The following is a 24,552-nucleotide window of genomic DNA, read 5'->3' as shown; positions in this document are numbered from 1 at the left end:
CCTGAGTCGCAGTAATCTTTGTCCAAGGAGTTTCACCATGTCCAATCGCCAAACCGGTACCGTTAAGTGGTTCAACGATGAGAAAGGCTTCGGCTTCATCACCCCACAATCCGGTGACGATCTGTTCGTACACTTCAAAGCCATCCAGGCTGACGGTTTCAAAACCCTGAAAGAAGGCCAGCAGGTTTCTTTCATCGCTACCCGCGGTCAGAAAGGCATGCAAGCTGAAGAAGTACAAGTTATCTAACTTGTCGCTTTAGCAAAAAAGAGCCCCGCCCTCAAAGCGGGGCTTTTTTGTGGGCGCCTGCTTATGGCGCAGGCAAAAAAACGCAGCCCGACGGCTGCGTTTTTTGTGGGCGGCGTTACCAGGCCACACCGAACCCGGCGGTGTAGCGGGTCTTGTTCAGATCCGCATCGTTGGTGCCGCTGATGATGTCGCGCTCGGCCTTGACGTTCAGCGAGGCCCAGTCGGTGACCTTGTAGCGCAGGCCCATCTCCGCATCCAGGGCGTAGTTCGCGACATCGGACAACGGCTTGCCCACTTCGCCGTTGGTGAAGAACTCCACCTTCTTGCCGATCAGGTAGCGGTTGTAGTCCCACTTCACCGCCACCGAGTAGAAATTGTCCTTGCTGCCGTCGCGGTACTCATAGTCGGTGCGGTTGAACAGCGAGCCCAGGGAGAACGCCCCCAGCTCGTCGTCCCAGAACTGGTAGCCTGGACCGGTGCCGACCACCCGCTGGCGCGCCAGCTCTTCGATGTGGTCGCGCTTGTAGCTCAGGCGGCCTCGCCAGAACCACTGATCGGTGAGGAAGCGGTCGAGGGAGTACTCGGCGCGCCAGTTGTCGGTGGTGGTGACGTCATCCTGCACCTCGCGGTTGTATTCGCCTTCACCGGTGTGCCGCCAGCGGCCGTGGCGCGCAGAGGTCTTGAAGCCGATGTCGTAGTCGTCGGTGTCCTTTTCGGCCCGCTGGTAATCCAGGGCCAGGTCGACGTTGCCCTTCCACACCAGATCCTCGACCACAGGCTTGGGCTTGAGGATCTGCTGGATGCTCGCCAGTTCGACGGTCTTCGGCGCCTCGCCGTTGGCCAGGGTGACCTTGCCGTCGCCGGCGGCGCTCAGCGACTTGGCCTTCTCGCCGCTGTAGGCATCCTGCTTGACCAGCAGTTCCTGATCGCTCTCCAGGGTCTTGACCTGTTTCCAGTCGATCGTGACGGCACCGGCGTACGGGGTCTGGATCAACAGCTTGCCGCCGTCGAACAGCGTGATCTTGCCGCTCAGCTTGTCGCCGTTGTTCAACCAGACGGTATCGGCAAGCAGGGGGGTGGATGCGCTGAAGACAGCGAGGCACAGCAGGGTTCTGGACAACATAAGCGAATCGGGGGCTCGAGTTTGCGGGAAAAAGGTCGGCATTATCCGTAGGAATAAGTCCCTGACAACGACTGACATGACTATTTCTGTTGAGTTCATTTCTCAATTGGCCCTGCACCGATTAGGCTTAAAGGCATCGAGGCGATTGTTTTGCACAACCGCGCAGGAACCGCAGACGTGACAGACCCGAACCCAACCGACGAAAGCCAGGCGCAAATCCGACGCACGGCGCTCTACTCGACCCTGGCCCAAGTGCCCGAAGGCAAGGTCGTCAGCTATGGTCAATTGGCCGAACTGGCCGGGTTGGGGCGCGCCGCCCGCTGGGTCGGCCGCACCCTGAGCCAACTGCCCGGCGACACCCGGCTGCCGTGGCACCGCGTGCTCGGCGCCGGCGGCCGCATCAGCCTCCCGGCCGGCAGCCCATCGGGGGACGAACAACGGGCGCGGTTGCGCATGGAAGGGGTCACCGTCCTGAACAATCGTGTGGATATTCGGCGCCATGGCTGGCGTCCGGTAGAGCACAGCGGTTAGAGTGCGCGCTTTGTTTTCGCAATCTTGAGGCAGACTTCAGCCCATGCCCCGTAAAACCTGGCGCGCCGCGCTCGCCGCCTATGCCAGTCCTTCGACGCTCGTGCTGTTGTTGCTGGGTTTCGCCGCCGGCCTGCCGTACATGCTGGTGTTTTCAACGCTGTCGGTCTGGCTGCGCGAAGCCGGCGTGGCCCGCGAAACCATCGGCTACGCGAGCCTGATCGGCCTGGCCTATGCGTTCAAGTGGGTCTGGTCGCCGCTGCTCGACCAATGGCGCCTGCCGCTGCTGGGCAAACTGGGGCGTCGCCGCTCCTGGCTGGTGCTGTCGCAGTCGCTGGTGATCCTCGGCCTGGTCGGCATGGGTTTCTGCGATCCGCAGAAGCACCTGTCCTGGCTGATCGCCATCGCCGTCCTCGTCGCGTTCGCCTCCGCCACCCAGGACATCGCCGTGGACGCCTATCGCCTGGAGATCGCGGACGACAACCGCCAGGCCGCGCTCGCCGCCAGCTACATGTCCGGCTACCGGGTCGCAGCCCTGCTGGCGACCGCCGGTGCACTGTTCTTCGCCGAAGGCTTCGGCTCCACCGGCTTCAACTACCAGCATTCAGCCTGGACCGGCACCTACGTCCTGTTCGGCGTCCTGATGGTGCCGGCGCTGCTGACCTCCCTGCTGATGCGCGAGCCGCCCGTGCCGCTGCGCACCCAACTGCAGGCCGGCCGCTACACGTTCATGCACCAGCTGATGTCGGTGTTCGTGCTGATCATCCTGCTGGTGTCCGTGCCGGCGATGTTCACCCAGCTCTATAACACCGACTTCGCCAGCGTGCTGTTCGAAGGCGTCAGCCTGCTCGACCTGCTGCTGGAGGACCGCGCGTTCCTGCGGGCGATCCTCTACACCACCCTCACCTGCCTGTGCCTGTCGGCCATGGGCCGCCGGGGCCTGGCGCCGGTGCTGACGCCGGTCAACGACTTCATCCTGCGCTACCGCTGGCAGGCCCTGCTGCTGCTTGGGCTGATCGCCACCTACCGGATGTCCGACACGGTGATGGGCGTGATGGCCAACGTGTTCTACATCGACCAGGGCTTCACCAAGGACCAGATCGCCAGCGTCAGCAAGATCTTCGGCCTGATCATGACCCTCGTCGGCGCCGGCATGGGCGGCCTGCTGATCGTGCGTTTCGGCATCCTGCCGATCCTGTTCATCGGCGGCGCGGCCTCGGCGGCCACCAACCTGCTGTTCCTGATGCTGGCCGACATGGGCCCGAACCTGAAGATGCTGGTGCTGACCATCTCCCTGGACAACTTCAGCTCCGGCCTGGCCACCTCGGCGTTCGTCGCGTACCTGTCGAGCCTGACCAACCTCAAGTTCTCCGCCACCCAGTACGCCCTGCTCAGCTCGATCATGCTCCTGCTGCCGCGCCTGATCGGCGGCTATTCCGGGGTGATGGTCGAGAAGTTCGGCTACCACAACTTCTTCCTGATCACCGCGATGCTCGGTGTGCCGACCCTGGTGCTGATCGCCCTGCACTGGTTCCAGGAAAGCCGCCGCGAAGGCCCGACGCCGACGCCCGAGCCCGTGCAGGCGCCGGTCGCGGAAGAGTCGTAGGGCATTTCGCCAACGGCGGGACGAATCCCGCCGTTCTGCCCCGCCGCCGGCCGCACGCCTGTACGTCAGCAAATCTCGCCCGTACAATGCTCCGTCTATTTCCAGTCTCAGCAACCGACAACGGCCAATCATGCGCACCAGTCAATTTTTGCTCGCCACACAGAAAGAAACGCCTTCCGACGCGGTCGTGATCAGCCATCAGCTGATGCTGCGCGCCGGCATGATCCGCAAACTCGCTTCGGGCCTGTACACCTGGCTGCCGATGGGCCTGCGGGTAATGCGCAAGGTGGAAGCCATCGTCCGCGAAGAAATGGACGCCGCCGGCTCTCTGGAAGTGTTGATGCCGGGCACCCAGCCGGCCGAACTGTGGCAGGAGTCGGGACGCTGGGAAGAATACGGCCCTGAACTGCTGCGCATCAAAGACCGCCACGGCCGCGACTTCTGCGCAGGCCCGACCCACGAAGAGGTCATCACCGACCTGATGCGCAACGAGTTGAGCAGCTACAAGCAGCTGCCGATCAACCTGTACCAGATCCAGACCAAGTTCCGTGACGAGATCCGCCCACGCTTCGGCCTGATGCGCGGCCGCGAATTCATCATGAAGGACGCCTACTCGTTCCACGCCGACCTGGCCTCGCTGCAGGTCACCTACGACCGCATGCACCAGGCGTACTGCAACGTGTTCACCCGCCTGGGCCTGAAGTTCCGCCCTGTGGAGGCCGACAACGGTTCCATCGGCGGCGCCGGCTCCCATGAGTTCCACGTGCTGGCCGAATCCGGCGAAGACGACATCGTCTTCAGCAACGGCTCCGACTACGCGGCCAACATCGAGAAGGCCGAAGCCGTGCCGCGCGAAACCTCGCGTCCTGCACCGACCGAAGAGCTGCGCCTGGTCGACACCCCGGACACCAAGACCATCGCGGCCCTGGTGGAAAAATTCGGCCTGCCGATCGAAAAGACCGTCAAGACCCTGATCGTGCACGCCGAAGAGAAAGGCAAGCTGATTGCCCTGATCATCCGCGGCGACCACGAACTCAACGAAATCAAGGCCGCCAACCAGCCTGGCGTGGCCAGCCCTCTGGTCATGGCCAGCGACGCGGAGCTGCGTGACGCCATCGGCGCCGGCGCCGGCTCCCTCGGCCCGCTGAACCTGCCGCTGCCGATCATCATCGACCGCTCGGTCGAACTGATGAGCGACTTCGGCGTCGGCGCCAACATCGACGACAAGCACTACTTCGGCCTGAACTGGGAACGCGACCTGCCGGTTCCGACCGTGGCCGACCTGCGCAACGTCGTGTCCGGCGATCCGAGCCCGGACGGCAAGGGCACCCTGGAGATCAAGCGCGGCATCGAAGTCGGGCACATCTTCCAGCTGGGCAACAAGTACAGCAAGGCGATGAAGTGCGAAGTGCTGGGCGAGAACGGCAAGCCGGTCACCCTGGAAATGGGTTGCTACGGCATCGGCGTGTCCCGCGTGGTGGCTGCGGCCATCGAGCAGAACAACGACGAGAACGGCATCATCTGGAGCGACGCCCTGGCACCGTTCCAGATCGCCCTGGTGCCGCTGCGCTACGAGACTGACCTGGTGCGCGAAGCCACCGACAAGCTGTACGCGGAACTGACCGCCGCCGGCTTCGAAGTGCTGCTGGACGACCGCGACAAGAAGACCAGCCCGGGCATCAAGTTCGCGGACATGGAACTGATCGGCATCCCTCACCGGATCGTGGTCAGCGACCGTGGCCTCGCCGACGGCAACCTGGAATACAAGAGCCGTTCCGAGGCCGAGGCGCAAGCGCTGCCGGTCGCTGACGCGCTGTCCTTCCTGCAGGCCCGCATCCGCCGCTGACACCAGATAGAGACGTCATGTTCAAGCGAAACACCTTAGGCCTCGGTGGCGCCGCCCTGTGCGGCGCCCTGCTGGTCAGCGGCTGTGCCAACCACATGTCGCAACGCAGCGAGCACGAGGAACGGGTCGAGCGCAAACTGCTCGATCACAGCCTGCAGATCGATGTCGGCGAGCCCAAGGTGCTTGAGCTGCCGCAGCGGCGCGTGAAGATCCACGAGCAGAAGACCTTCGAGGTCACCGAGTTCGAGGTCACCCGTCACTACGACCGCTACACGCCTTACCAACCCTGGCGGGAAATCTACGAGATCCCGCTGGGTGCGGTGGCGGTGGTGGCCGGCGTCGGCGCCAACGTGGTCAACGTGTTCGCCCTGGGCAACCTGCCGGACAGCGTGACCAAGGACTGGCTGAGCTACGGCTTCGCCGGGCTCAACCCGTTCATGAACGTACAGTCCCACGGCCGTGCGCAACAGAACCTGGCCGGCATCGACGAAGTCCAGCGCGACAAGCGCACGGAATACTCAAGCCTGCCGTGGAGCGAGCGCCCCGTTCAGGTCAAGGCCGGCAAGCAGACCTTCGACATGACCACCGACCGCAACGGCGTGCTGCGCCTGAACCTGCTGGACAGCCCGTTCGCCGAGCATGACCTCAATCACCTGGGCAAACTGCAGATCAGCGTGGAAGACGCCAAGGACGACGTGCACACCGACTCGTCGCTCGCGATCAGCACCCACCTGCGCGGCAAGCTGCTGGAGGCCCACGCGCTGATCTACGACGATCTGGAAGACGACGAAGTGAGCCAGTGGGTGCACCGGGTCAAGCGCCTGTCGGAGCTGGGCCTGGAAGAGGAAGCCAGCGAGCTGGAACAGAGCCTGATCGAGCTGACCCGCAACGATCCGGAACTGCAGACCGAATTCCTCAAGTCCCTGACCAGGGATGCCGGGCGCCTGGTGGCGGATCCGGGGCCGAACTGAGAACAAAGCAATGGGGGCCATGGCGGTCTGCCTGACGGGCCGCCTTAGCCAGGCTCCACCACCGGATCAGCGCTCAAACAGCTCCATCTGCTCGAAGCCGCCCCGCAGATCCTCCAACCTCACCCCCACTCCCAACAACCGCACGGGCTTGCCGCCCCGGTTGAACGCCTGGGTCAGCATCAACTGATAACTGCCCAGATCCCGCCCTGCCCCGGCCTGCTCCAATGTGGTCTGGGTGAAGTCATGGAACTTCACCTTGACGAACGGCTTGCCCGGCCGGTAGCTGCTGTCGATCCGCGCCATGCGGGTCTTGAGGGTCTCCAGCAGTTCCGGAAGCTTGTCCAGGCAACTGCGCAGGTCCGGGAGATCGACGTCATAGGTGTTTTCGACGCTGATCGACTGCCGGCGACTGTCGTTGTGCACCTGCCGCTCATCGATCCCGCGGGCCAAGCTCCACAGGCGCTCGCCGAAACTGCCGAACTCGCGCACCAGCGTCAGCTTGTCCCATTCGCGCAACTGCCGGCAGTCGTCGATGCCCAGCTTGTGCAGCTTGTCGGCGGTGACCTTGCCCACGCCGTGCAGCTTGCCGACCGGCAAGCCGGCGACGAAGTCCTCGACCTGGTCCGGCGTGACCACGAACAGACCATTGGGCTTTTTCCAGTCGCTGGCGATCTTGGCCAGAAACTTGTTCGGCGCCACCCCGGCGGACACCGTGATGTGCAGCTGATTGGACACCCGTCGGCGGATGTCCTGGGCGATCCGCGTGGCGCTGCCGCCAAAATGAGCGCTGTCCGACACATCGAGGTAAGCCTCGTCCAGCGACAGCGGTTCAATCAGATCGGTGTAGTCGCGAAAGATCGTGTGAATTTCCTTCGACGCCTCGCGATAGGCGTCCATCCGGGGCTTGACGATGGTCAGATCCGGGCACAGCTTCAGTGCATGGCCGGAAGACATGGCCGAACGCACGCCGTACGCACGCGCCTCGTAGTTGCACGTAGCGATCACCCCGCGACGCTCCGGCGAGCCGCCCACGGCCAGAGGCTTGCCGGCCAGGCTCGGGTCGTCACGCATCTCGATGGCGGCGTAGAAACAGTCACAGTCGATGTGGATGATTTTTCGCTGAGTCATGACAGAAAGGAAAACATGGCAAGCCGGATCGGCAGTATCTCACTGACACCTGTATATAGCACCAGTACTCAGAAGGTTCTTTTTCACCCGTAGGAAATCCGAACCGAATTTATTTCTTCAATCGAAATTAGCCGAGCAATAGAGCTGAAACCCTTGCCCTGCCTGTCCCGCAGCCTTCCAGGCCACCGTGAAATTCCGCTAAGCGGTTGAAGCTCAACAGATTTTTTCCACATTGCCGGTTGACACCCCGGCAATCCTCTGTAGAATGCCGCCACATCAGACGCGGGATGGAGCAGCCTGGTAGCTCGTCGGGCTCATAACCCGAAGGTCGTCGGTTCAAATCCGGCTCCCGCAACCAAACATCAGAAAAGGCCACTTGAAAAAGTGGCCTTTTTTGTGCGCGCGTGTATTGCAGGCGCGACACAAACCCTTGCGACTGAACCACTTAGCGCTCCCCCGCAGGCCGTCCGGCCGAAATGCACACTAATTTGACCCTTATCCGCATTAGCGGTTGACACTGCGCCGCCGGTCTGTAGAATGCCGCCTCACAGACGCGGGATGGAGCAGCCTGGTAGCTCGTCGGGCTCATAACCCGAAGGTCGTCGGTTCAAATCCGGCTCCCGCAACCAAACATCAAAGAAGGCTACTCGAAAGAGTGGCCTTTTTTGTATCTGTGGAAAAAGTCCTTTCGCAACAATGATCTGTCATCGTGCAGTGAACCCTTCAGGATCCTCAGACCCGCCGCACAGCGACTATGCTTGAGTCGCGGGCCGGTGCCTGCGATCCGGAAACCGCCCTCGCCGCCATCCGGCGGGAGGCGTAGTATTTTGTGATTATTTTTTTCTACAGGGATTGGTAACTTGGCTGGATACCCCCATCCTGTCGCGCACAATCCACGAGGTGATTGATGCGCGCCAACTCGTCTGATCCACAAGACACCGTCACAGCGACCCAACCGATCAAGACCGAGCGCCTGCGCTTGCTGGATCGCCTGAGCAAGTACCGCCAGCCGATCGGCCTGGCGGTTACGCTGCTGCTGTTCGCCATCGCGCTGATCGCGTGCCGCCACCTGTTGAGCGAGCTCGATCTCGACGCCCTGCACGACTCGATCCTGGACGTACCGAAACCGGCCCTGCTCGGCGCCTTCGGCGCGACGGTCGCCGGCTTCATCATCCTGCTGGGCTACGAGTGGTCCGCCAGCCGCTACGCCGGCGTGACGCTCGCGCCGCGCACCCTCGCCCTCGGCGGCTTCACCGCGTTCGCCATCGGCAACGCCATCGGCCTGTCGCTGCTGTCCGGCGGCTCGGTGCGCTACCGTCTGTATGCGCGCCACGGGCTGGGCGCGACGGAAGTCGCGCATATGACCCTGTTCGCCAGCCTGTCGCTGGGTTGCGCCCTGCCGCCGCTGGCCGCCCTCGCCACCCTGAGCGACCTGCCCGCCGCCTCGCAGGCCCTGGGCCTGTCCGAAGGCCTGCTGGGGACGATCGCCGGCGCCGTGCTGCTGCTGGGCTCGATCCTGGTCATCGGCATCTACCGCCGGCGCCTGCCGGAGCAGCCCTACCCGGACAACCTGCTGGTCAAGGCCGGCCGCCGCACCCTGCGCCTGCCGGGCCGGCGCCTGACCGTCCTGCAACTGGTCATCACCGCCCTCGACGTCGCCGCCGCCGCCACCGTGCTGTACCTGCTGCTACCGGAAGCCCCGCCGTTCGGCGCCTTCCTGCTGGTGTACCTGCTGGCCCTGGCCGCCGGCGTGCTCAGCCATGTGCCCGGCGGCGTCGGCGTGTTCGAAGCCATCCTGCTGGCCGCCTTCGCCGACAAGCTCGGCGCCGCGCCGCTGGCCGCCGCGCTGCTGCTGTACCGCCTGATCTACGTGGTGCTGCCGATGCTGGTGGCGTGCGTGCTGCTGCTGATCAACGAAGGCCAGCGCCTGTTCCAGTCCCAGACCCTGCGTGCGGCCTCCGGCCTGGCGGCGCCGATCCTGGCGGTGCTGGTGTTCCTGTCCGGCGTGGTGCTGCTGTTTTCCGGCGCGACCCCGGAGATCGACACGCGCCTGGAACACATCGGTTTCCTGATTCCCCACCGCCTGGTCGATGCCTCGCACTTCGGCGCCAGCCTGATCGGCGTGCTGTGCCTGATGCTCGCCCAGGGCCTGCGCCGCCGGCTGTCGGCGGCGTGGATGCTGACCACCATCCTGTTGCTGGTGGGCGCCCTGCTCTCCTTGCTCAAGGGGTTCGACTGGGAAGAAGCCACCCTGATGACCCTCACCGCCGCGCTGCTGGGGGTGTTCCGCCGTTCCTTCTATCGTCCGAGCCGCCTGACCGAGCTGCCGTTCTCGCCGCTGTATCTGGTGGCCAGCCTGTGCGTGCTGGGCGCATCGACCTGGCTGCTGCTGTTCGCCTACCAGGACGTACCGTACAGCCATCAGCTGTGGTGGCAGTTCACCCTCGACGCCGATGCCCCGCGCGGCCTGCGCTCGCTGCTCGGCGCCGCCGTCCTGCTGCTGGTGATCGCCCTGACCTGGCTGCTGCGCACCGCGCGCCCGGTGATCCACCTGCCGACCGCCGACGAACTCGACCGCGCCGCGAAAATCCTCATGGCCTCGTCGCAGCCCGACGGCGGCCTGGCCCTGACCGGCGACAAGGCGCTGCTGTTCCACCCCAACGATGAAGCGTTCCTGATGTACGCCCGCCGCGGCCGCAGTCTGGTGGCCCTGTACGACCCGATCGGCCCCGGCCAGCAGCGGGCGGAAATGATCTGGCAGTTCCGCGACCTGTGCGACATCCATCACGCCCGCCCGGTGTTCTACCAGGTGCGCGCCGAGAACCTGCCGTACTACATGGACATCGGCCTGACCGCGATCAAGCTCGGCGAAGAGGCCCGGGTCGATCTGCATCGCTTTGACCTGGATGCCAAGGGCAAGGAGATGAAGGATCTGCGCTACACCTGGAACCGCGGCACCCGCGACGGCCTGTCGCTGGAGATCCATGAGCCGGGCCAGGCGCCGATGGACGAGCTCAAGGTCATCTCCGATGCCTGGCTGACCGGCAAGAACGTGCGCGAGAAAGGCTTCTCCCTGGGCCGTTTCAGCGACGACTACCTGAAGCATTTCCGCATTGCGGTGATCCGCTTCGAAGGCCGTCCGGTGGCGTTCGCCAACCTGCTCGAGACCTACAGCCATGACCTGGCCAGCCTCGACCTGATGCGCTCGCACCCGGATGCGCCGAAGCTGACCATGGAGTTTCTGATGGTCGGCCTGATTCAACACTATAAGAGTCACGGATACGCGCGCTTCAGCCTGGGCATGGTGCCGCTGTCGGGGTTGCAGCCCCGGCGCGGGGCACCGCTGACCCAGCGCCTGGGCTCGATGGTATTCCGCCGTGGTGAGCAGCTGTACAACTTCCAAGGCTTGCGCCGTTTCAAAGACAAGTTCCAGCCTGATTGGGAACCCCGTTACATGGCCGTGCCCGCCGGACTCGATCCCCTGGTGGCGCTGGCCGACACTGCCGCCCTGATCGCGGGCGGCTTGACTGGATTGGTGAAACGCTGATGATTCAACGCTCCCTGAAGTACATCCTGGCCACGCTGATCGTGCTGGCCGTGATTGCCGGCGGCGGATTCTGGTACCTCAAACGCCCGGCACCGGAACCGACCCTCGAACAACTGACGCCCGCCGACGGCCCGGCCATGACCCGGGTCATTCCCGGCACCAAGCCCAAGGCCCAGGTGCTGGTGGCGGTCAACGACGACCAGAAGCTCAGCGACAAGCAACTGAGCACCCTGAGCCGCAGCGCTTCGGCGCAGATCGTTCAGGTGATCCTGCCCAAGGACTGCCTGCAGCAAAGCCGTGCCCTGCAGACCGGCCTGCGCCAGCTGAACGGGCCGGCCACCCTGGTCAGCGGCATCGGCCCGGGCGCGGTGCTGGCCTGGCGCTGGCTGTCCGAGCAGAAGGACGACAAGGCCCAGGCCGTGTCCGTCGACCTGGCCCTGGAAAAGGGCGGCTGCACTCACCTGCTGCCCAAGTCCGCCGCCCACGGCCACTGGCTGGTGGCGTGGAACGACAACCCGGACGACACCAGCGCCGGCTTCGTGCGCGACCAGCCGAACGCCGAAACCAGCATCAGCGACTACGACATCAACCTGCCGCAGGTGCTGAACAACGAACTGCGCAAGCTCCTCGTCGGCGGCGACAAGGCCAACGGCGGCCTGCAGATTCCGGTGGTGGAAGTCCCGGCCGGCCAGGCCCGGGACACCGTCACCCTGTTCCTCTCCGGCGACGGCGGCTGGCGCGACCTGGACCGCGACGTGGCCGGGGAAATGGCCAAGATCGGCTACCCGGTGGTGGGCATCGACACCCTGCGCTACTACTGGCAGCACAAGAGCCCCGAGCAGAGTGCGCTGGACCTGACCGAACTGATGCAGCACTACCGGCAGAAATGGGGCACCAAGCGCTTCATCCTCACCGGCTACTCGTTCGGCGCCGACGTGCTGCCGGCGATCTACAACCGTCTGCCGGAAACCGAGCAGCAACGGGTCGACGCCATCATCCTGCTGGCCTTCGCCCGCACCGGCAGCTTCGAGATCGAAGTCGAGGGCTGGCTCGGCAACGCCGGCAAGGAAGCCGCCACCGGTCCGGAAATGGCCAAGCTGCCGGCCGCCAAGGTGGTGTGCATCTACGGCGAGGAAGAGACCGACGAAAGCGGCTGCACCGACAAGACCGCCGTGGGCGAAGCGGTGAAGCTGCCCGGCGGCCACCACTTCGACGAGAACTACCCGGCGCTGGCCAAGCGCTTGGTGGATCTGATCGAGAAGCGTCAGGCGAGCGAGCAGACCGCCGCCGAGTAACCTGAGCGGCCTCAATGAAAAGCCCCCGCAGCCGCAAGGCTCCGGGGGCTTTCGTTTAAAGGCGACGCTCTGCGGCGTCGTAGACCTCTTCGTCGCGTCGCGCGCCGACGGCGACGATCAGAACCTGGATGGCCTTACCGTCGACCCGATAGACAATCCGCGTGTCGCCGGTTCGGATCCGCCTGCAGCCGGCAAGGCTGGCCCTCAACGGTTTGCCGATCTTGTCCGGCTCGCCATGGATGATCCGCTCTTCAATGACATCGAGAATCCGGTTGGCCGCTGCCGCTCCCAGCTGATCCAGATCGCCCTGGACTTCCGGATGATAAACCACTCCCCAAACCATCCAGCGCTCCCTTAATCCTTCCGGGCGTACCTTGCCCGCATATCCTCATGACTGACTGCGCGGGTCTGATCAAAGCTGCCCAGACGCTCACGGGCTGCCGCTTCGATGCGCAGGTTCTCAAGCTCGTCCAGCATTTCCTGATAGGCCTGCACATTGATGATGACCGCTGCCGGCTGGTTGTCCTTGAAGATGACCAGACGTTCGGTGGCACGACTGGAAATCTCCTTGAGCCTCGCGCTGAAGCCCCGGACCATGGCAGTCACGGAGATAGCCTGTTCAGCACGCTCTAGTAATGCCGTCATATTCACCTCTTGCTCAGTTGCTGTTGCGCACGATAATGCACAGAGTATTGCGTTGTATTAAACACAGTGCAACTTGATGCTTCCGTCGTGCACCCCGCAACCGAACGCTCCCGCCGCCCACAAAAAAGCCCCCGCCAGCCGCAAGGCCGACGGGGGCTTTCGCTTTACGGCGGGATTACATCTCCACCTGCGTCCCCAGCTCGATCACCCGGTTCAGCGGCAGGTTGAAGAAGCGCAGGTTGCCGTTGGCGTTCTTCAGCATGAAGGCGAACAGCGCCTCGCGCCAACGGGCCATGCCTTCGAGCTTGGAGGCGATGACCGTTTCGCGGCTGAGGAAGTAGGTGGTGCGCATCGGGCTGAAGTCCAGGTCGTCCAGATGGCACAGCTTCAGCGCCTGGGGCACGTCCGGCTCGTCGGTGAAGCCGAAATGCAGGATCACCCGGAAGAAGCCTTCGCCGTGGGCCTCGACCTCGAAGCGCCGGGACGGCGGCACGCGCGGGATGTCTTCGTAGACCACCGTCAGCAGCACCACTTGCTCATGCAGCACCTGGTTGTGCAGCAGGTTGTGCAACAGCGCGTGGGGCACGGCGTCGGAGCGGGCGGTCAGGAACACGGCGGTGCCCTGCACTCGGTGCGGCGGCTGCACGCGGATGCTGCTGATGAAGATCGGCAGCGGCAACGCGCCTTCGTCCAGACGCTCGACCAGCAGTTGCTTGCCGCGCTTCCAGGTGGTCATCAGGATGAACAGCGCCAGGCCGGCGATCACCGGGAATGCGCCGCCCTGGACGATCTTCGGCACGTTGGCGGCGAAGTACAGGCCGTCCACCAGCAGGAAGCCGAGCAGGACCGGCACGGCGAGCACCGGCGGCCACTTCCACAGCAGCAGCATCACCGCCGACACCAGGATGGTGGTCATCAGCATGGTGCCGGTCACGGCCACGCCGTAGGCCGAGGCCAGGGCGCCGGAGGACTCGAAGCCGATCACCAGCAGCACCACGCCGACCATCAGCGACCAGTTCACCGCACCGATGTAGATCTGCCCTTGCTCGTCGCTGGAGGTGTGCTGGATGTACATGCGCGGGATGTAGCCGAGCTGGATCGCCTGACGGGTCAGGGAGAACGCGCCGGAAATCACCGCCTGGGACGCGATCACCGTGGCCAGGGTCGACAGGCCCACCAGCGGGATCAGGGCCCAACTAGGCGCCAGCAGGTAGAACGGGTTGCGCGCGGCGTCCGGGTTCTCCAGCAGCAGTGCGCCCTGGCCGAAGTAGTTGAGCACCAGGGCCGGCAGCACCAGCAGGAACCAGGCGCGGGCGATCGGCTTGCGGCCGAAGTGGCCCATGTCGGCGTACAGCGCTTCGGCGCCGGTCAGCGCCAGCACCACCGCGCCGAGGATCGCCACGCCCATGCCGGCATGCACCATGAAGAAACGCACGGCCCAGACCGGGTTGAGCGCGTGCAGCACTTCCGGGTAGTGGCTGATGCCGTAGATCCCGAGGGCGCCGAGCACCAGGAACCAGGTGACCATGATCGGCCCGAAGAGAATGCCGATCCGCGCCGTGCCGTGCTTCTGGATCAGGAACAGGCCCACCAGCACCACCAGCGACAGCGGCACCACCCAGTGGTCGATGCCCTCGAACGCCAGCCCCAGGCCTTCGATGGCCGAGAGCACGGAAATCGCCGGGGTGATCATGCTGTCGCCGTAGAACAGCGCCGCCCCGATCAGCCCGCAGACCACCAGCAGCGTGCGCAGCCTGGCCCGCTGCCCCGCCGCCCGCCGCGCCAGCGCGGTGAGGGCCATGATCCCGCCTTCGCCCTGGTTGTCGGCGCGCAGCACGAACATCATGTACTTGATCGACACGACCCAGATCAGCGACCAGAAAATCAGCGACAGGATGCCCAGCACCCCGTCGTGATTGACGGGCACGCCATAGGCGCCGGAAAACACTTCTTTCAGGGTGTACAACGGACTTGTGCCAATGTCGCCGTAAACCACCCCGACCGCCGCGACCAGCATGCTCAGCGGCTTGGTTGCCGAACCTTCGGCGCCCGCCGCATGACTACTTGCGTGACCCATCCAACACTCCTGATTCCCAGACCGGCCTCTGAACGAAGCACTTTGCTTTTTGATGCAGCCTGCGCCCTTATTACCTGTTGTTACAGTCGATTGGTTGACTATAAAAAAGCGGTAAAGCGCATTGGCGCGAAGCATAGCGCAGCACTCGTCGCATTTCCCCGTATAAAGCTGGTCAAGTGCGCTGCTCGTCGCTAGAATTGCGCACTTTTTGATCAGAGGCGCAGTTCAAGCGCCCGTCCGTCGGCTCATGCATCAGGCAAGCGACGTCACAGACACCGAGGTTAGACATGTCCACCACTCCTGCGCCGGCCAATCCCAAGGTTGGCTTCGTATCCCTGGGTTGCCCCAAAGCACTGGTCGACTCCGAGCGCATCCTGACCCAGCTGCGCATGGAAGGCTATGACGTGGTGTCCACCTATCAGGACGCCGATGTCGTGGTGGTCAACACCTGCGGCTTCATCGACTCCGCCAAGGCCGAGTCGCTGGAAGTCATCGGCGAAGCGATCAAGGAAAACGGCAAGGTGATCGTCACCGGCTGCATGGGCGTGGAAGAAGGCAACATCCGCGACGTGCACCCGAGCGTGCTGGCCGTGACCGGCCCGCAGCAGTACGAGCAAGTGGTCAGCGCCGTGCACGAAGTCGTGCCGCCCAAGCAGGACCACAACCCGCTGATCGACCTGGTGCCGCCGCAAGGCGTCAAGCTGACCCCGCGCCACTACGCCTACCTGAAGATTTCCGAAGGCTGCAACCACAGCTGCAGCTTCTGCATCATCCCGTCGATGCGCGGCAAGCTGGTCAGCCGTCCGGTGGGCGATGTGCTCGACGAGGCCCAGCGCCTGGTCAAGTCCGGCGTCAAGGAACTGCTGGTGATCTCCCAGGACACCAGCGCCTACGGCGTCGACGTGAAGTACCGCACCGGCTTCTGGAACGGCGCGCCGGTGAAGACCCGCATGACCGAGCTGTGCGAAGCCCTCAGCACCCTCGGCGTCTGGGTGCGCCTGCACTACGTCTACCCGTACCCGCACGTCGACGAGCTGATCCCGCTGATGGCCGCCGGCAAGATCCTGCCGTACCTGGACATCCCGTTCCAGCACGCCAGCCCCAAGGTCCTCAAGTCGATGAAACGCCCGGCGTTCGAAGACAAGACCCTGGCGCGGATCAAGAACTGGCGCGAGATCTGCCCGAACCTGATCATCCGCTCGACCTTCATCGTCGGCTTCCCCGGCGAAACCGAAGAAGACTTCCAGTACCTGCTGGACTGGCTGACCGAAGCCCAGCTCGACCGCGTCGGCTGCTTCCAGTACTCGCCGGTCGAAGGCGCCCCGGCCAACGACCTGGGCCTGGACATCGTGCCGGACGACGTCAAGCAAGACCGCTGGGAGCGCTTCATGGCGCACCAGCAGGCCATCAGCTCGGCGCGCCTGCAACTGCGCATCGGCCGCGAGATCGAAGTGCTGGTGGACGAAGTCGACGAGCAAGGCGCGGTCGGCCGCTGCTTCTTCGATGCCCCGGAAATCGACGGCAACGTGTTCATCGACAACGGCAGCAACCTCAAGCCGGGCGACAAGGTCTGGTGCAAGGTGACCGACGCCGACGAGTACGACCTCTGGGCCGAACAGATCTGATTCGGCAAACCCTGCTCCCGCAGGGAATTGCCCGCTGAAAGCCAAGCCCTGCTCTCTTTGCCGAGATGCGGGGCTTTTTTACGGCTATTGTTGGTGAATCCACTGATGAGGAGGCAAACGGACATGCGTCATCTTTCGGTCATCCACACGCCGAAACTGAGCGACTACCCGGAACTGACCCGGGTCTGGGAAGCCTCGGTGCGCGCCACCCATGACTTTCTGCCGGACAGCTACATCCTGTTGCTCAAGGATCTGGTGCTGACCCGCTACCTGGATGCCGTGATGCTGATCTGCACCAAGGACCACCGCCAGCGCATCACCGGCTTCGCGGGCGTGGCGGCGGGCAAGGTGGAAATGCTCTTCATTGATCCGGACCATCGCGGGCAAGGCCTGGGCAAGCAATTGCTGCGCTACGCCCTGGAACACCTGAACGCCGACGAACTGGACGTCAACGAGCAGAACCCTCAGGCCCTGGGCTTCTATTTCAAGCAAGGTTTCGAGGTGATCGGCCGTTCGGACGTCGACGGCATGGGCCAGCCCTACCCGTTGCTGCACATGCGGCTGCGCCAGAACCGCCAGCGTTCGAGCACTGGCTAGAGGAGCGGCTGCCTTGCTCAGGCTTTGCGGCGCCGTCAATGACGCCATCGCCAGCAGGCTGGCTCCCACAGGTTTGGCTGCACCGCAAGACCCAGGCGGGAGCAGGCTCGCTCCCGCGTCAAATCCGCACAGGAAACGCAGCGAACCGAAATGGATCCGGGCCTTGGCGCCCCCATGGAGGTACAATGCCGCCCCCTTTTTTATTGCGACCCTGCCATGACTGACCCGATCCGCCTTTCCAAACGCCTCATCGAACTGGTCGGCTGCTCCCGCCGTGAGGCCGAACTGTTCATCGAGGGCGGCTGGGTCACCGTGGACGGCGAAGTCGTCGACGAACCGCAGTTCAAGGTCGGCGACCAGAAAGTCGAGCTCGACAAGGACGCCAAGGCCACCGCGCCGGAGCCGGTGACCCTGCTGCTCAACGTACCGGCCGGCATGGACACCGAGACCGCCATGCGCTCGCTCGGCGCCGACACCCTCAGCGAAGAGCACCGGTTCGGCAAACGGCCGCTGCGCGGGCACTTCCTGCGCCTGACCGCCGGCGCCGACCTGCAGCCGGGCGCCAGCGGCCTGATGGTGTTCACCCAGGATTGGAAAGTGCTGCGCAAACTCACCGCCGACGCCGCGAAGATCGAGCAGGAGTACGTGGTCGAGGTCGAGGGCGAAATGACCGAGCACGGCCTGAACCGCATGCAGCACGGCCTGCGCGTCAAGGGCACCGAACTGCCGCCGGTCAAGGCCAGCTGGCAGAGCGAAAACCGCCTGCGCTTCGCCATGAAGAACCCGCAGCCCGGGCTCCTCGCTCGGCTGTGCGAAGCGGTCGGGCTGAAGGTGCTGGGCATCCGTCGCATCCGCATCGGCGGCGTGTCCATCGGCAAGGTGCCGGCGGGCCAGTGGCGCTACCTGTCCGGCAAAGAGAAGTTCTGACGCCCGGCCGCCTCCCGACATCCGGCATCGCCTGCGCGGTGCCCACAACGAACCCTCAGGATTGCACACATGATTCACAACGACGTACTGCGCAGCGTGCGCTACATGCTCGACATCAGCGACAAGAAGGTCGTCGAGATCACCAAGATGGGCGGCATGGACGTGGCGCTGAAAGACGTGGTGGCCTACCTCGACAAGAAGGAAGAGGACGAAGAAGGCTTCGTGCGCTGCCCGGACGACGTCATGGCCCACTTCCTCGACGGCCTGGTGATCCTCAAACGCGGCAAGGACGACAGCCGCCCGCCGCTGCCGGTCGAACTGCCGGTGACCAACAACATCATCCTGAAGAAACTGCGCGTGGCCTTCGAGCTGAAGGAAGACGACCTGCATGTGATCCTCAAGTCCGTCGACTTCCCGGTGTCCAAGCCTGAGCTGAGCGCCCTGTTCCGCAAGGTCGGCCACAACAACTACCGCCCGTGCGGCGACCAGTTGCTGCGCAATTTCCTCAAGGGCCTGACCCTGCGCGTGCGCGGCTGAGCCATGGCCTACAGCGTCTCCCCCATCGGCTTCGTGCGCTCCTGCTTCAAGGAGAAGTTCGCCATTCCCCGTCAGCCGCAACTGGCCCCGGCCGCCCGCGGCGTGCTGGAACTGGTGGCGCCGTTCGACCAGGGCGATGCGGTGCAGGGCCTTGAGCAGGTCAGCCACGTGTGGCTGCTGTTCCTGTTCCATCAGGCGCTGGAGGACACGCCACGGCTGAAGGTGCGCCCGCCTCGCCTGGGCGGCAACAAGTCCATGGGGGTGTTCGCCACCCGCGCCACCCATCGGCCCAACGGCATCGGCCAGTCCGTGGTGAAACTGGACAAGGTCGAGGCCGGCAGGTTGTTCATCTCCGGCATCGACTTGCTGGACGGCACGCCGGTACTCGACATCAAGCCTTACGTGCCCTACGCCGACATCGTCCCCGAAGCCTGCAACGGCATCGCCAGCGCCGCGCCGGTGCTGATTGACGTGGAATGGGCAGAGGCGGCGTTGCAACAGGCCCACGGGCATGCCCAGCGCCTCGGCGAACCGCTGGTCGAGCTGATCGGGCAATGCCTGGCCCAGGATCCGCGCCCGGCCTACCAGACGCCCCAGCCTGAGCGCGAGTACGGTGCGCAGTTCTGGGACCTGGACGTGCGTTGGCATTACCCGACGCCGGAGCGGATCCGCGTCCTGGAAGTGGTTCCCGCCGGCGCCTGAGCCCGGAAACGAAAAAGCCCGCGCTGCCGGTGAAGGCAACGCGGGCTTTTTCATGTCTGCGAGAGCGTGCTCGCTCCTGCAGGGGGTAGGCTTACTTCTCGACGAACGCGCGCTCGATCAGGTAGTCGCCAGGCTCGCGCATGCGGGCCGAGATCTTCAGGCCGAAGCTGTCGAGCACTTCGCTGGTCTCGTCGAGCATGCTCGGGCTGCCGCAGATCATCGCGCGGTCGTCCTGCGGGTTGATCGGCGGCAGGCCGATGTCGCTGAACAGTTTGCCGCTGCGCATCAGGTCCGTCAGGCGGCCCTGGTTCTCGAACGGCTCGCGGGTCACGGTCGGGTAGTAGATCAGCTTGTCGCGCAGCGCTTCGCCGAAGAATTCGTTCTGCGGCAGGTGCTCGGTGATGAACTCGCGGTAGGCGACTTCGTTCACGTAGCGCACGCCGTGGACCAGGATCACTTTCTCGAAGCGCTCGTAGGTTTCCGGATCCTGGATCACGCTCATGAACGGGGCGAGGCCGGTGCCGGTGCTCAGCAGGTACAGGTGCTTGCCCGGGTTCAGGTCGTCCAGCACCAGGGTGCCGGTCGGCTTCTTGCTGATGATGATCTCGTCGCCTTCCTTCAGGTGCTGCAGCTGGGAGGTCAACGGGCCATCCGGCACCTTGATGCTGAAGAACTCCAGATGCTCTTCCCAGTTCGGGCTGGCGATCGAGTAGGCGCGCATAAGCGGGCGGCCGTTGGGCTGTTGCAGGCCGATCATCACGAACTGACCGTTCTCGAAGCGCAGGCCCGGATCGCGGGTGCACTTGAAGCTGAACAGAGTGTCGTTCCAGTGGTGAACACTGAGGACACGCTCGTGGTTCATGTTGCTCATGTACGGGGGACTCCTGGAGATTGATCTGCGCCTTGCTCTGCACTGCTCTCGAAGAGCGCCGACGGTGCGCAATTGCATCGCATTCTAATAGCGCCGACAATATCTGTTAACTGGATTATCAAGATAACGGTTATCGGTTATATCGATATGCGATTTACACTCCGTCAACTGCAAGTCTTCGTCGCCGTGGCCCAGCAGGAAAGCGTTTCCCGGGCTGCCGGGCTGCTCAACCTGTCGCAATCGGCGGCGAGCACCTCGATCACTGAACTGGAGCGTCAGTCCAGCTGCCAGCTGTTCGACCGCGCCGGCAAGCGCCTGAGCCTCAACGCCCTGGGCAAGCAACTGCTGCCGCAGGCGGTGGCGATGCTCGACCAGGCCAAGGAAATCGAGGACCTGCTCAACGGCAAGTCCGGTTTCGGCTCGCTGTCGGTGGGCGCGACGCTCACCATCGGCAATTACCTGGCGACCCTGCTGATCGGCGGCTTCATGCAGCGCCACCCGGAAAGCCAAGTGAAGCTGCATGTGCAGAACACCGCCAACATCGTGCAACAGGTCGCCCACTACGAAATTGATCTGGGTCTAATCGAAGGCGATTGCAGCCACCCGGACATCGAAGTGCAGAGCTGGGTCGAGGATGAGTTGGTGGTGTTCTGCGCCCCGCAGCATCCGCTGGCCCAGCGCGGCAGCGTGACCATGGACGAACTGACCCAGGAAGCGTGGATCCTGCGCGAACAAGGCTCCGGCACGCGCCTGACCTTCGATCAGGCCATGCGTCATCACCGCAGCGCGCTGAACATCCGGCTGGAGCTGGAGCACACCGAGGCGATCAAGCGCGCGGTGGAGTCGGGGTTGGGGATCGGCTGCATCTCGCGCCTGGCGCTGCGCGATGCCTTCCGGCGCGGCAGCCTGGTGCCGGTGGAGACACCGGACCTGGATCTGGCCCGGCAGTTCTACTTCATCTGGCACAAGCAGAAGTACCAGACCTCCGCCATGCGCGAATTCCTCGAACTGTGCCGCGCCTTCACCGCCGGGGTGCAGCGCAGCGACGAGATCGTGCTGCCCAGCATCGCTTAAAGCAGGATCACCGCCCAGACCAGGGCGATCATGCTCAGGGCCACGAACTGCGCGGCGCTGCCCATGTCCTTGGCGTTCTTGGACAGCGGGTGCAGTTCCAGGGAAATGCGGTCGATGGCCGCCTCCACCGCCGAGTTCAGCAGTTCGACGATCAGCGCCAGCAGGCACACGGCGATCAGCAGCGCCTGTTCGACCCGGCTGACGTCGAGGAAGAACGACAGCGGAATCAGCACTACGTTGAGCAGCACCAGTTGACGGAACGCCGCTTCGCCGTTGAAGGCTGCGCGCAAGCCGTCCAGCGAGTAGCCGGAGGCGTTGAGGATGCGTTTGAGGCCCGTCTGGCCCTTGAAAGGTGACATAAAGTAGATAACCGACCAAAAAGAAGTGGGAAAGCTAGATCAACGAAAGTCAAAAAAGCGTGAAGGCGCCAGCCCTCACTGGCTGGGAATTGACTCAAGTTGTTGCAGCAGCAACGCCGCCTGGGTGCGGGTGCGCACGTCCAGCTTGCGGAAGATCGCCGTGACGTGAGCCTTGATGGTCGCCTCCGACACGTTCAGCTCATAGGCGATCTGCTTGTTCAGCAGCCCTTCGCAGACCATCGTCAGCACCCGGAACTGCTGCGGCGTGAGACTGGCCAGGCCATCGCTGGCGGCCTTGGCTTCCTTGGAGACGCTGACGGCCTCGAACGCCTGGGGCGGCCAGAACACATCGCCGTCCAGCACCTTGCGCACCGCTTCCTGGATCACGTTCAGGTCGCTGGACTTGGGAATGAAGCCGCTGGCGCCGAACTCCCGGGACTTGACCATCACCGAGGCCTCCTCCTGGGCGGACACCATGACCACCGGAATCTGCGGGTACTGGCCGCGCAGCAGCACCAGCCCGGAGAATCCGTAGGCGCCCGGCATGTTCAGGTCCAGCAGCACCAGGTCCCAATCGGCCTTTTCGGTCAGGCGGGCCTCCAGTTCGGCGATGCTCGCCACCTCCACCAGCCGCACATCCGGGCCGAGGCCCAGGGTCAGCGCCTGATGCAGCGCGCTGCGAAACAACGGGTGGTCATCGGCAATCAGGATGTCGTATGTGGCCATTTTTCAAATGATCCTGTTCTTGATGGCTGGCCCGATGCATTCGGGCCATGCCAAGGCAACTCAAGATAACGCCAGGCAGCGGTATCCACAGGGGCACGTTCAACGCCAATCACGGAAAAAACGGCGTTTCAGACCTTGGCCGCCCCCGAACCGGCGCCAAGCATGCCCAGCGAAGACGGGGTGGTCAAGCGCAACGCCCCCTGCTTTAGCAGTATGGGCCAGTATCAGGCCGGCACCGCTGGCGCGGCGTCAATGAACGGCAGCAGTTCGGCGTGGGCCGGGGTGGACACATTCACCTCCCGCTGCTGCTTGGCGCCCAGGTAATGCTGGCTGAACACGTCGAAATAGGCGTCCAGCGCCGAAGCGGCGTCCGAATCGCCCGCCAGCTCCAGGCACAGCGCCGCGACTTCGGCGGTGCACAGGTGCTCGCTGCGGGTGGAGCGGCGCAGGCGGTAGCGCGACAGCCGGTCGGGCAGCAGGCTGAGGATCGGCAACCGGTCGAAGTACGGGCTCTTGCGGAAGATCTTGCGGGCCTCGGTCCAGGTCGCGTCCAGCAAGATGAACAGCGGGCGCTTGCCGCCGTCGGGCGTCACGGTGTGCGTCACCCGGGACGGCTCGACGTACTCGCCGGGGAACACCAGGTACGGTTGCCGCTGCGGATCGTTGAGCAGCGCAAGCAGCTGTTCGTCGGTGTCGGTGCGCGACCAGATGAAGGCATGGTTGTCGCGCACCACGTCGGCGATCAGCCAGCCGGTGTTGCTGGGTTTGAACACTTCCTTGCCGGTCATGATCAGGCAGACCCCGGAACGGGATTCGACCTTCGGGCGCCACGCGCACAGGCAATGGCTCTGGATCACCCGACAATCGCGGCAACGGGGCGCGCGCCAGCCACGGGCCTGGATCGGCTTGATGCCTTCGTCTTCGCGCTGGTCGCGCAGGCGGGCCACGGCGTTGGGGGCATGGGTCATTGCGGGCGACGCCGGCAGACAGGGGAACTCGACACGAACAGCACTCGGCAAGGCGATAAAGGCCGGCAGTCTACCAGAGCGGTGGGCGCAAGCCTGTACCCTCCCGACCGGCTCCCCTATAATTCGCCGCCACTGAACGCACAGCCCCGTGGCGGGTCGAACCACCAGCCACTGAACCAGGAGAGTTTCATGCTGCGCCTTACCGTTCCCGTCGCTGCCATTGCGCTGGCGTCTTCCCTCAGCGCCCAGGCCGCCTCCCTGAGTGAGCAGAACCTGAACAGAGAGCTGCGCAACGTCGCCACGCAGAGCAGCGTCGGCACGCCTCGGGCGATCAACGAAGACATTCTCGATCAGGGCTACACCGTCGAGGGCACCACGCTGATCAACCACCTGAGCGTGCAGAAGAGCCACGCCGACCAGATGCGCGCCGACCCCAAGGCCGTGTATTTCCAGCTGGGCGCCTCGGTGTGCAACAACCCGTCCTACCGCAAGCTGATGGCCAAGGGCGCGGTCATGCGCTACGACTTCACCGAAGTGAAGACCAACCGTCCGGTCGGTTCCGCCAGCTATCAAGAGTCGGATTGCCCGAAACCCGGCCCGGCCAAGAAGAAGTAATCACCTGGAATTGGCGCGCCGCTGCTCATCCTCGGCGCGCAGTTCGGCCAGCAAGGCCTGCAGGTAGCGCGAGCGGCGCTCCCCTCCCGCCAGGCGTCGGCAGCACTCCTCCTCGAGACTCACATGATTGGTCTCGGCCGACGCTTTGAGCAACCGATACAGCTGCGTATCGATCTCCAGAATGACTCTGGCCATGTTCCGCCTCCTTGCCACCCGCAAATCCTTGAATCGCATGCGCCCCGTGTACGGCCGCTGACGCAAACCTGTCGCACCGCGCCTGTAACTTAGTAAATCAGAGCATCGGCCGTCCGGCACGGCTTCGGACGAGCGGTGAAAGCACCTTGCAAAGCGACAATAAGCGGTTGCCGGCAAAGACTTTGCGGCGCAATGATGAAGTCGACGAACTGTCTTGCGACGGTCTAGATTGAATGTGTTTCCCGTTCACTTTTCCGCGGCAGGAAGGAGCTGCCCGCCACATTGTTTTGCAGCGCGGCACTGACGCCGCTCGTCAGGGCACAAGGGCTCTGTGCAGAAGGAG

Annotated in this window: 24 protein-coding genes and 2 tRNA genes; 16 read left to right on the top strand and 10 right to left on the bottom strand. The window is 64.1% G+C overall.

What is annotated here, in order from left to right:
• The first annotated feature begins 37 nt into the window (after window positions 1-37).
• The gene (locus CAG31_RS12880; RefSeq protein WP_017902777.1) at window positions 38-247 is read left to right on the top strand and encodes a cold-shock protein; all 210 of its coding nucleotides are present in this window, start codon (window positions 38-40) and stop codon (window positions 245-247) included.
• 115 nt (window positions 248-362) lie between these two features.
• Here CAG31_RS12880 and CAG31_RS12875 read toward each other — a convergent pair whose 3' ends face one another.
• Complete coding sequence (locus CAG31_RS12875; RefSeq protein ID WP_085581572.1) at window positions 363-1,370, bottom strand: DUF481 domain-containing protein; 1,008 nt, start codon at window positions 1,368-1,370, stop codon at window positions 363-365.
• Between the two features lie 177 nt (window positions 1,371-1,547).
• Between CAG31_RS12875 and CAG31_RS12870 the strand changes: the two genes are divergently transcribed.
• The 4 genes from CAG31_RS12870 (at window position 1,548) to CAG31_RS12855 (ending at window position 6,321) form a co-directional block, all read left to right on the top strand.
• Window positions 1,548-1,901 (top strand): MGMT family protein, encoded by a 354-nt coding sequence (locus CAG31_RS12870; RefSeq protein WP_085581570.1) that lies wholly within the window; start codon window positions 1,548-1,550, stop codon window positions 1,899-1,901.
• 43 nt (window positions 1,902-1,944) lie between these two features.
• Window positions 1,945-3,504 (top strand): AmpG family muropeptide MFS transporter, encoded by a 1,560-nt coding sequence (locus tag CAG31_RS12865; RefSeq protein WP_085581568.1) that lies wholly within the window; start codon window positions 1,945-1,947, stop codon window positions 3,502-3,504.
• Window positions 3,505-3,634: 130 nt separating this feature from the next.
• Window positions 3,635-5,350: a proline--tRNA ligase gene (locus CAG31_RS12860; RefSeq protein ID WP_085581566.1), complete on the top strand. Its 1,716-nt coding sequence runs from the start codon at window positions 3,635-3,637 to the stop codon at window positions 5,348-5,350.
• A 17-nt stretch (window positions 5,351-5,367) separates the two neighbouring features.
• Window positions 5,368-6,321 carry a hypothetical protein gene (locus CAG31_RS12855; protein WP_085581564.1) on the top strand — a complete coding sequence of 318 codons (954 nt, stop codon included), beginning with the start codon at window positions 5,368-5,370 and terminating at the stop codon, window positions 6,319-6,321.
• A 66-nt stretch (window positions 6,322-6,387) separates the two neighbouring features.
• Here the strand turns inward: CAG31_RS12855 and dinB are convergent, their stop codons facing one another.
• Entirely contained in the window at window positions 6,388-7,449 is a 1,062-nt protein-coding gene (dinB, locus tag CAG31_RS12850; RefSeq protein ID WP_085581562.1) for a DNA polymerase IV, read from the bottom strand.
• Window positions 7,450-7,730: 281 nt separating this feature from the next.
• Between dinB and CAG31_RS12845 the strand changes: the two genes are divergently transcribed.
• The 4 genes from CAG31_RS12845 (at window position 7,731) to CAG31_RS12830 (ending at window position 12,291) form a co-directional block, all read left to right on the top strand.
• Window positions 7,731-7,807 (top strand) — tRNA-Met (locus tag CAG31_RS12845).
• A 194-nt stretch (window positions 7,808-8,001) separates the two neighbouring features.
• Window positions 8,002-8,078, top strand: a tRNA-Met gene (locus tag CAG31_RS12840).
• 278 nt (window positions 8,079-8,356) lie between these two features.
• Complete coding sequence (mprF, locus tag CAG31_RS12835; RefSeq protein ID WP_085581560.1) at window positions 8,357-10,996, top strand: bifunctional lysylphosphatidylglycerol flippase/synthetase MprF; 2,640 nt, start codon at window positions 8,357-8,359, stop codon at window positions 10,994-10,996.
• A complete protein-coding gene (locus CAG31_RS12830; protein WP_085581558.1) occupies window positions 10,996-12,291 on the top strand; it encodes a virulence factor family protein in 1,296 nt (431 codons plus the stop codon). The genes mprF and CAG31_RS12830 overlap by 1 nt, the downstream gene beginning before the upstream one ends.
• A gap of 55 nt (window positions 12,292-12,346) precedes the next feature.
• On the opposite strand, the gene CAG31_RS12825 is transcribed toward CAG31_RS12830, so the two are convergent.
• From CAG31_RS12825 to CAG31_RS12815, 3 genes are all read right to left on the bottom strand, one after another.
• Complete coding sequence (locus CAG31_RS12825; RefSeq protein WP_085581556.1) at window positions 12,347-12,634, bottom strand: type II toxin-antitoxin system RelE/ParE family toxin; 288 nt, start codon at window positions 12,632-12,634, stop codon at window positions 12,347-12,349.
• A gap of 11 nt (window positions 12,635-12,645) precedes the next feature.
• On the bottom strand, window positions 12,646-12,936 hold the full coding sequence (locus tag CAG31_RS12820; RefSeq protein ID WP_085581554.1) for a Phd-YefM: 291 nt from the start codon (window positions 12,934-12,936) through the stop codon (window positions 12,646-12,648).
• Window positions 12,937-13,111: 175 nt separating this feature from the next.
• On the bottom strand, window positions 13,112-14,953 hold the full coding sequence (locus CAG31_RS12815; RefSeq protein ID WP_371856103.1) for a potassium transporter Kup: 1,842 nt from the start codon (window positions 14,951-14,953) through the stop codon (window positions 13,112-13,114).
• Window positions 14,954-15,300: 347 nt separating this feature from the next.
• On the opposite strand from CAG31_RS12815, the gene rimO reads away from it, so the two are divergent.
• The 5 genes from rimO (at window position 15,301) to tsaA (ending at window position 19,401) form a co-directional block, all read left to right on the top strand.
• Window positions 15,301-16,638 (top strand): 30S ribosomal protein S12 methylthiotransferase RimO, encoded by a 1,338-nt coding sequence (rimO, locus tag CAG31_RS12810; protein WP_085581550.1) that lies wholly within the window; start codon window positions 15,301-15,303, stop codon window positions 16,636-16,638.
• A gap of 123 nt (window positions 16,639-16,761) precedes the next feature.
• Window positions 16,762-17,235, top strand: coding sequence for a GNAT family N-acetyltransferase (locus CAG31_RS12805; protein WP_085581548.1), 474 nt, complete (start codon window positions 16,762-16,764; stop codon window positions 17,233-17,235).
• 216 nt (window positions 17,236-17,451) lie between these two features.
• Window positions 17,452-18,162, top strand: coding sequence for an rRNA pseudouridine synthase (locus CAG31_RS12800; RefSeq protein ID WP_085581546.1), 711 nt, complete (start codon window positions 17,452-17,454; stop codon window positions 18,160-18,162).
• A 69-nt stretch (window positions 18,163-18,231) separates the two neighbouring features.
• Window positions 18,232-18,699: a DUF1456 family protein gene (locus CAG31_RS12795; RefSeq protein WP_085581544.1), complete on the top strand. Its 468-nt coding sequence runs from the start codon at window positions 18,232-18,234 to the stop codon at window positions 18,697-18,699.
• Between the two features lie 3 nt (window positions 18,700-18,702).
• Window positions 18,703-19,401, top strand: coding sequence for a tRNA (N6-threonylcarbamoyladenosine(37)-N6)-methyltransferase TrmO (gene tsaA, locus CAG31_RS12790; protein ID WP_085581542.1), 699 nt, complete (start codon window positions 18,703-18,705; stop codon window positions 19,399-19,401).
• A gap of 91 nt (window positions 19,402-19,492) precedes the next feature.
• On the opposite strand, the gene fpr is transcribed toward tsaA, so the two are convergent.
• Window positions 19,493-20,272, bottom strand: coding sequence for a ferredoxin-NADP reductase (fpr, locus tag CAG31_RS12785; RefSeq protein WP_003222277.1), 780 nt, complete (start codon window positions 20,270-20,272; stop codon window positions 19,493-19,495).
• Window positions 20,273-20,419: 147 nt separating this feature from the next.
• Here fpr and CAG31_RS12780 point away from each other — a divergent pair, with 147 nt between their 5' ends.
• Window positions 20,420-21,346 carry a LysR family transcriptional regulator gene (locus CAG31_RS12780; protein WP_085581540.1) on the top strand — a complete coding sequence of 309 codons (927 nt, stop codon included), beginning with the start codon at window positions 20,420-20,422 and terminating at the stop codon, window positions 21,344-21,346.
• Here the strand turns inward: CAG31_RS12780 and CAG31_RS12775 are convergent.
• From CAG31_RS12775 to CAG31_RS12765, 3 genes are all read right to left on the bottom strand, one after another.
• Entirely contained in the window at window positions 21,343-21,705 is a 363-nt protein-coding gene (locus CAG31_RS12775) for a diacylglycerol kinase (protein WP_085581538.1), read from the bottom strand. The genes CAG31_RS12780 and CAG31_RS12775 overlap by 4 nt on opposite strands.
• Before the next feature lie 75 nt (window positions 21,706-21,780).
• On the bottom strand, window positions 21,781-22,431 hold the full coding sequence (gene erdR, locus CAG31_RS12770) for a response regulator transcription factor ErdR (RefSeq protein ID WP_085581536.1): 651 nt from the start codon (window positions 22,429-22,431) through the stop codon (window positions 21,781-21,783).
• Window positions 22,432-22,655: 224 nt separating this feature from the next.
• Entirely contained in the window at window positions 22,656-23,399 is a 744-nt protein-coding gene (locus CAG31_RS12765; RefSeq protein WP_085581533.1) for a tRNA-uridine aminocarboxypropyltransferase, read from the bottom strand.
• A 189-nt stretch (window positions 23,400-23,588) separates the two neighbouring features.
• On the opposite strand from CAG31_RS12765, the gene CAG31_RS12760 reads away from it, so the two are divergent.
• Window positions 23,589-24,014, top strand: coding sequence for a PA3611 family quorum-sensing-regulated virulence factor (locus CAG31_RS12760; RefSeq protein ID WP_085581531.1), 426 nt, complete (start codon window positions 23,589-23,591; stop codon window positions 24,012-24,014).
• On the opposite strand, the gene CAG31_RS12755 is transcribed toward CAG31_RS12760, so the two are convergent.
• Window positions 24,015-24,209, bottom strand: coding sequence for a hypothetical protein (locus tag CAG31_RS12755; RefSeq protein WP_085581529.1), 195 nt, complete (start codon window positions 24,207-24,209; stop codon window positions 24,015-24,017).
• Between the last annotated feature and the right edge of the window lie 343 nt (window positions 24,210-24,552).

Source organism: Pseudomonas sp. R25(2017), from assembly GCF_002112565.1.
Lineage (GTDB): Bacteria > Pseudomonadota > Gammaproteobacteria > Pseudomonadales > Pseudomonadaceae > Aquipseudomonas > Aquipseudomonas ekonensis.
Note: the sequence above shows the minus strand (reverse complement) of the source record. Positions and strands in the feature narration are given on the sequence as shown.

What these genes read in the sequence shown, in the direction of transcription:
- CAG31_RS12760 (WP_085581531.1), top strand. Translation starts at nt 23,589, where the DNA reads ATGCTGCGCCTTACCGTTCCCGTCGCTGCCATTGCGCTGGCGTCTTCC.
- CAG31_RS12805 (WP_085581548.1), top strand. Translation starts at nt 16,762, where the DNA reads ATGCGTCATCTTTCGGTCATCCACACGCCGAAACTGAGCGACTACCCG.
- erdR (WP_085581536.1), bottom strand. Translation starts at nt 22,431, where the DNA reads ATGGCCACATACGACATCCTGATTGCCGATGACCACCCGTTGTTTCGC.
- CAG31_RS12775 (WP_085581538.1), bottom strand. Translation starts at nt 21,705, where the DNA reads ATGTCACCTTTCAAGGGCCAGACGGGCCTCAAACGCATCCTCAACGCC.
- CAG31_RS12875 (WP_085581572.1), bottom strand. Translation starts at nt 1,370, where the DNA reads ATGTTGTCCAGAACCCTGCTGTGCCTCGCTGTCTTCAGCGCATCCACC.
- CAG31_RS12830 (WP_085581558.1), top strand. Translation starts at nt 10,996, where the DNA reads ATGATTCAACGCTCCCTGAAGTACATCCTGGCCACGCTGATCGTGCTG.
- CAG31_RS12780 (WP_085581540.1), top strand. Translation starts at nt 20,420, where the DNA reads ATGCGATTTACACTCCGTCAACTGCAAGTCTTCGTCGCCGTGGCCCAG.
- CAG31_RS12880 (WP_017902777.1), top strand. Translation starts at nt 38, where the DNA reads ATGTCCAATCGCCAAACCGGTACCGTTAAGTGGTTCAACGATGAGAAA.
- tsaA (WP_085581542.1), top strand. Translation starts at nt 18,703, where the DNA reads ATGGCCTACAGCGTCTCCCCCATCGGCTTCGTGCGCTCCTGCTTCAAG.
- CAG31_RS12795 (WP_085581544.1), top strand. Translation starts at nt 18,232, where the DNA reads ATGATTCACAACGACGTACTGCGCAGCGTGCGCTACATGCTCGACATC.
- CAG31_RS12860 (WP_085581566.1), top strand. Translation starts at nt 3,635, where the DNA reads ATGCGCACCAGTCAATTTTTGCTCGCCACACAGAAAGAAACGCCTTCC.
- CAG31_RS12765 (WP_085581533.1), bottom strand. Translation starts at nt 23,399, where the DNA reads ATGACCCATGCCCCCAACGCCGTGGCCCGCCTGCGCGACCAGCGCGAA.
- dinB (WP_085581562.1), bottom strand. Translation starts at nt 7,449, where the DNA reads ATGACTCAGCGAAAAATCATCCACATCGACTGTGACTGTTTCTACGCC.
- fpr (WP_003222277.1), bottom strand. Translation starts at nt 20,272, where the DNA reads ATGAGCAACATGAACCACGAGCGTGTCCTCAGTGTTCACCACTGGAAC.
- CAG31_RS12865 (WP_085581568.1), top strand. Translation starts at nt 1,945, where the DNA reads ATGCCCCGTAAAACCTGGCGCGCCGCGCTCGCCGCCTATGCCAGTCCT.
- CAG31_RS12815 (WP_371856103.1), bottom strand. Translation starts at nt 14,953, where the DNA reads ATGCTGGTCGCGGCGGTCGGGGTGGTTTACGGCGACATTGGCACAAGT.
- CAG31_RS12825 (WP_085581556.1), bottom strand. Translation starts at nt 12,634, where the DNA reads ATGGTTTGGGGAGTGGTTTATCATCCGGAAGTCCAGGGCGATCTGGAT.
- CAG31_RS12800 (WP_085581546.1), top strand. Translation starts at nt 17,452, where the DNA reads ATGACTGACCCGATCCGCCTTTCCAAACGCCTCATCGAACTGGTCGGC.
- CAG31_RS12755 (WP_085581529.1), bottom strand. Translation starts at nt 24,209, where the DNA reads ATGGCCAGAGTCATTCTGGAGATCGATACGCAGCTGTATCGGTTGCTC.
- mprF (WP_085581560.1), top strand. Translation starts at nt 8,357, where the DNA reads ATGCGCGCCAACTCGTCTGATCCACAAGACACCGTCACAGCGACCCAA.
- CAG31_RS12820 (WP_085581554.1), bottom strand. Translation starts at nt 12,936, where the DNA reads ATGACGGCATTACTAGAGCGTGCTGAACAGGCTATCTCCGTGACTGCC.
- rimO (WP_085581550.1), top strand. Translation starts at nt 15,301, where the DNA reads ATGTCCACCACTCCTGCGCCGGCCAATCCCAAGGTTGGCTTCGTATCC.
- CAG31_RS12855 (WP_085581564.1), top strand. Translation starts at nt 5,368, where the DNA reads ATGTTCAAGCGAAACACCTTAGGCCTCGGTGGCGCCGCCCTGTGCGGC.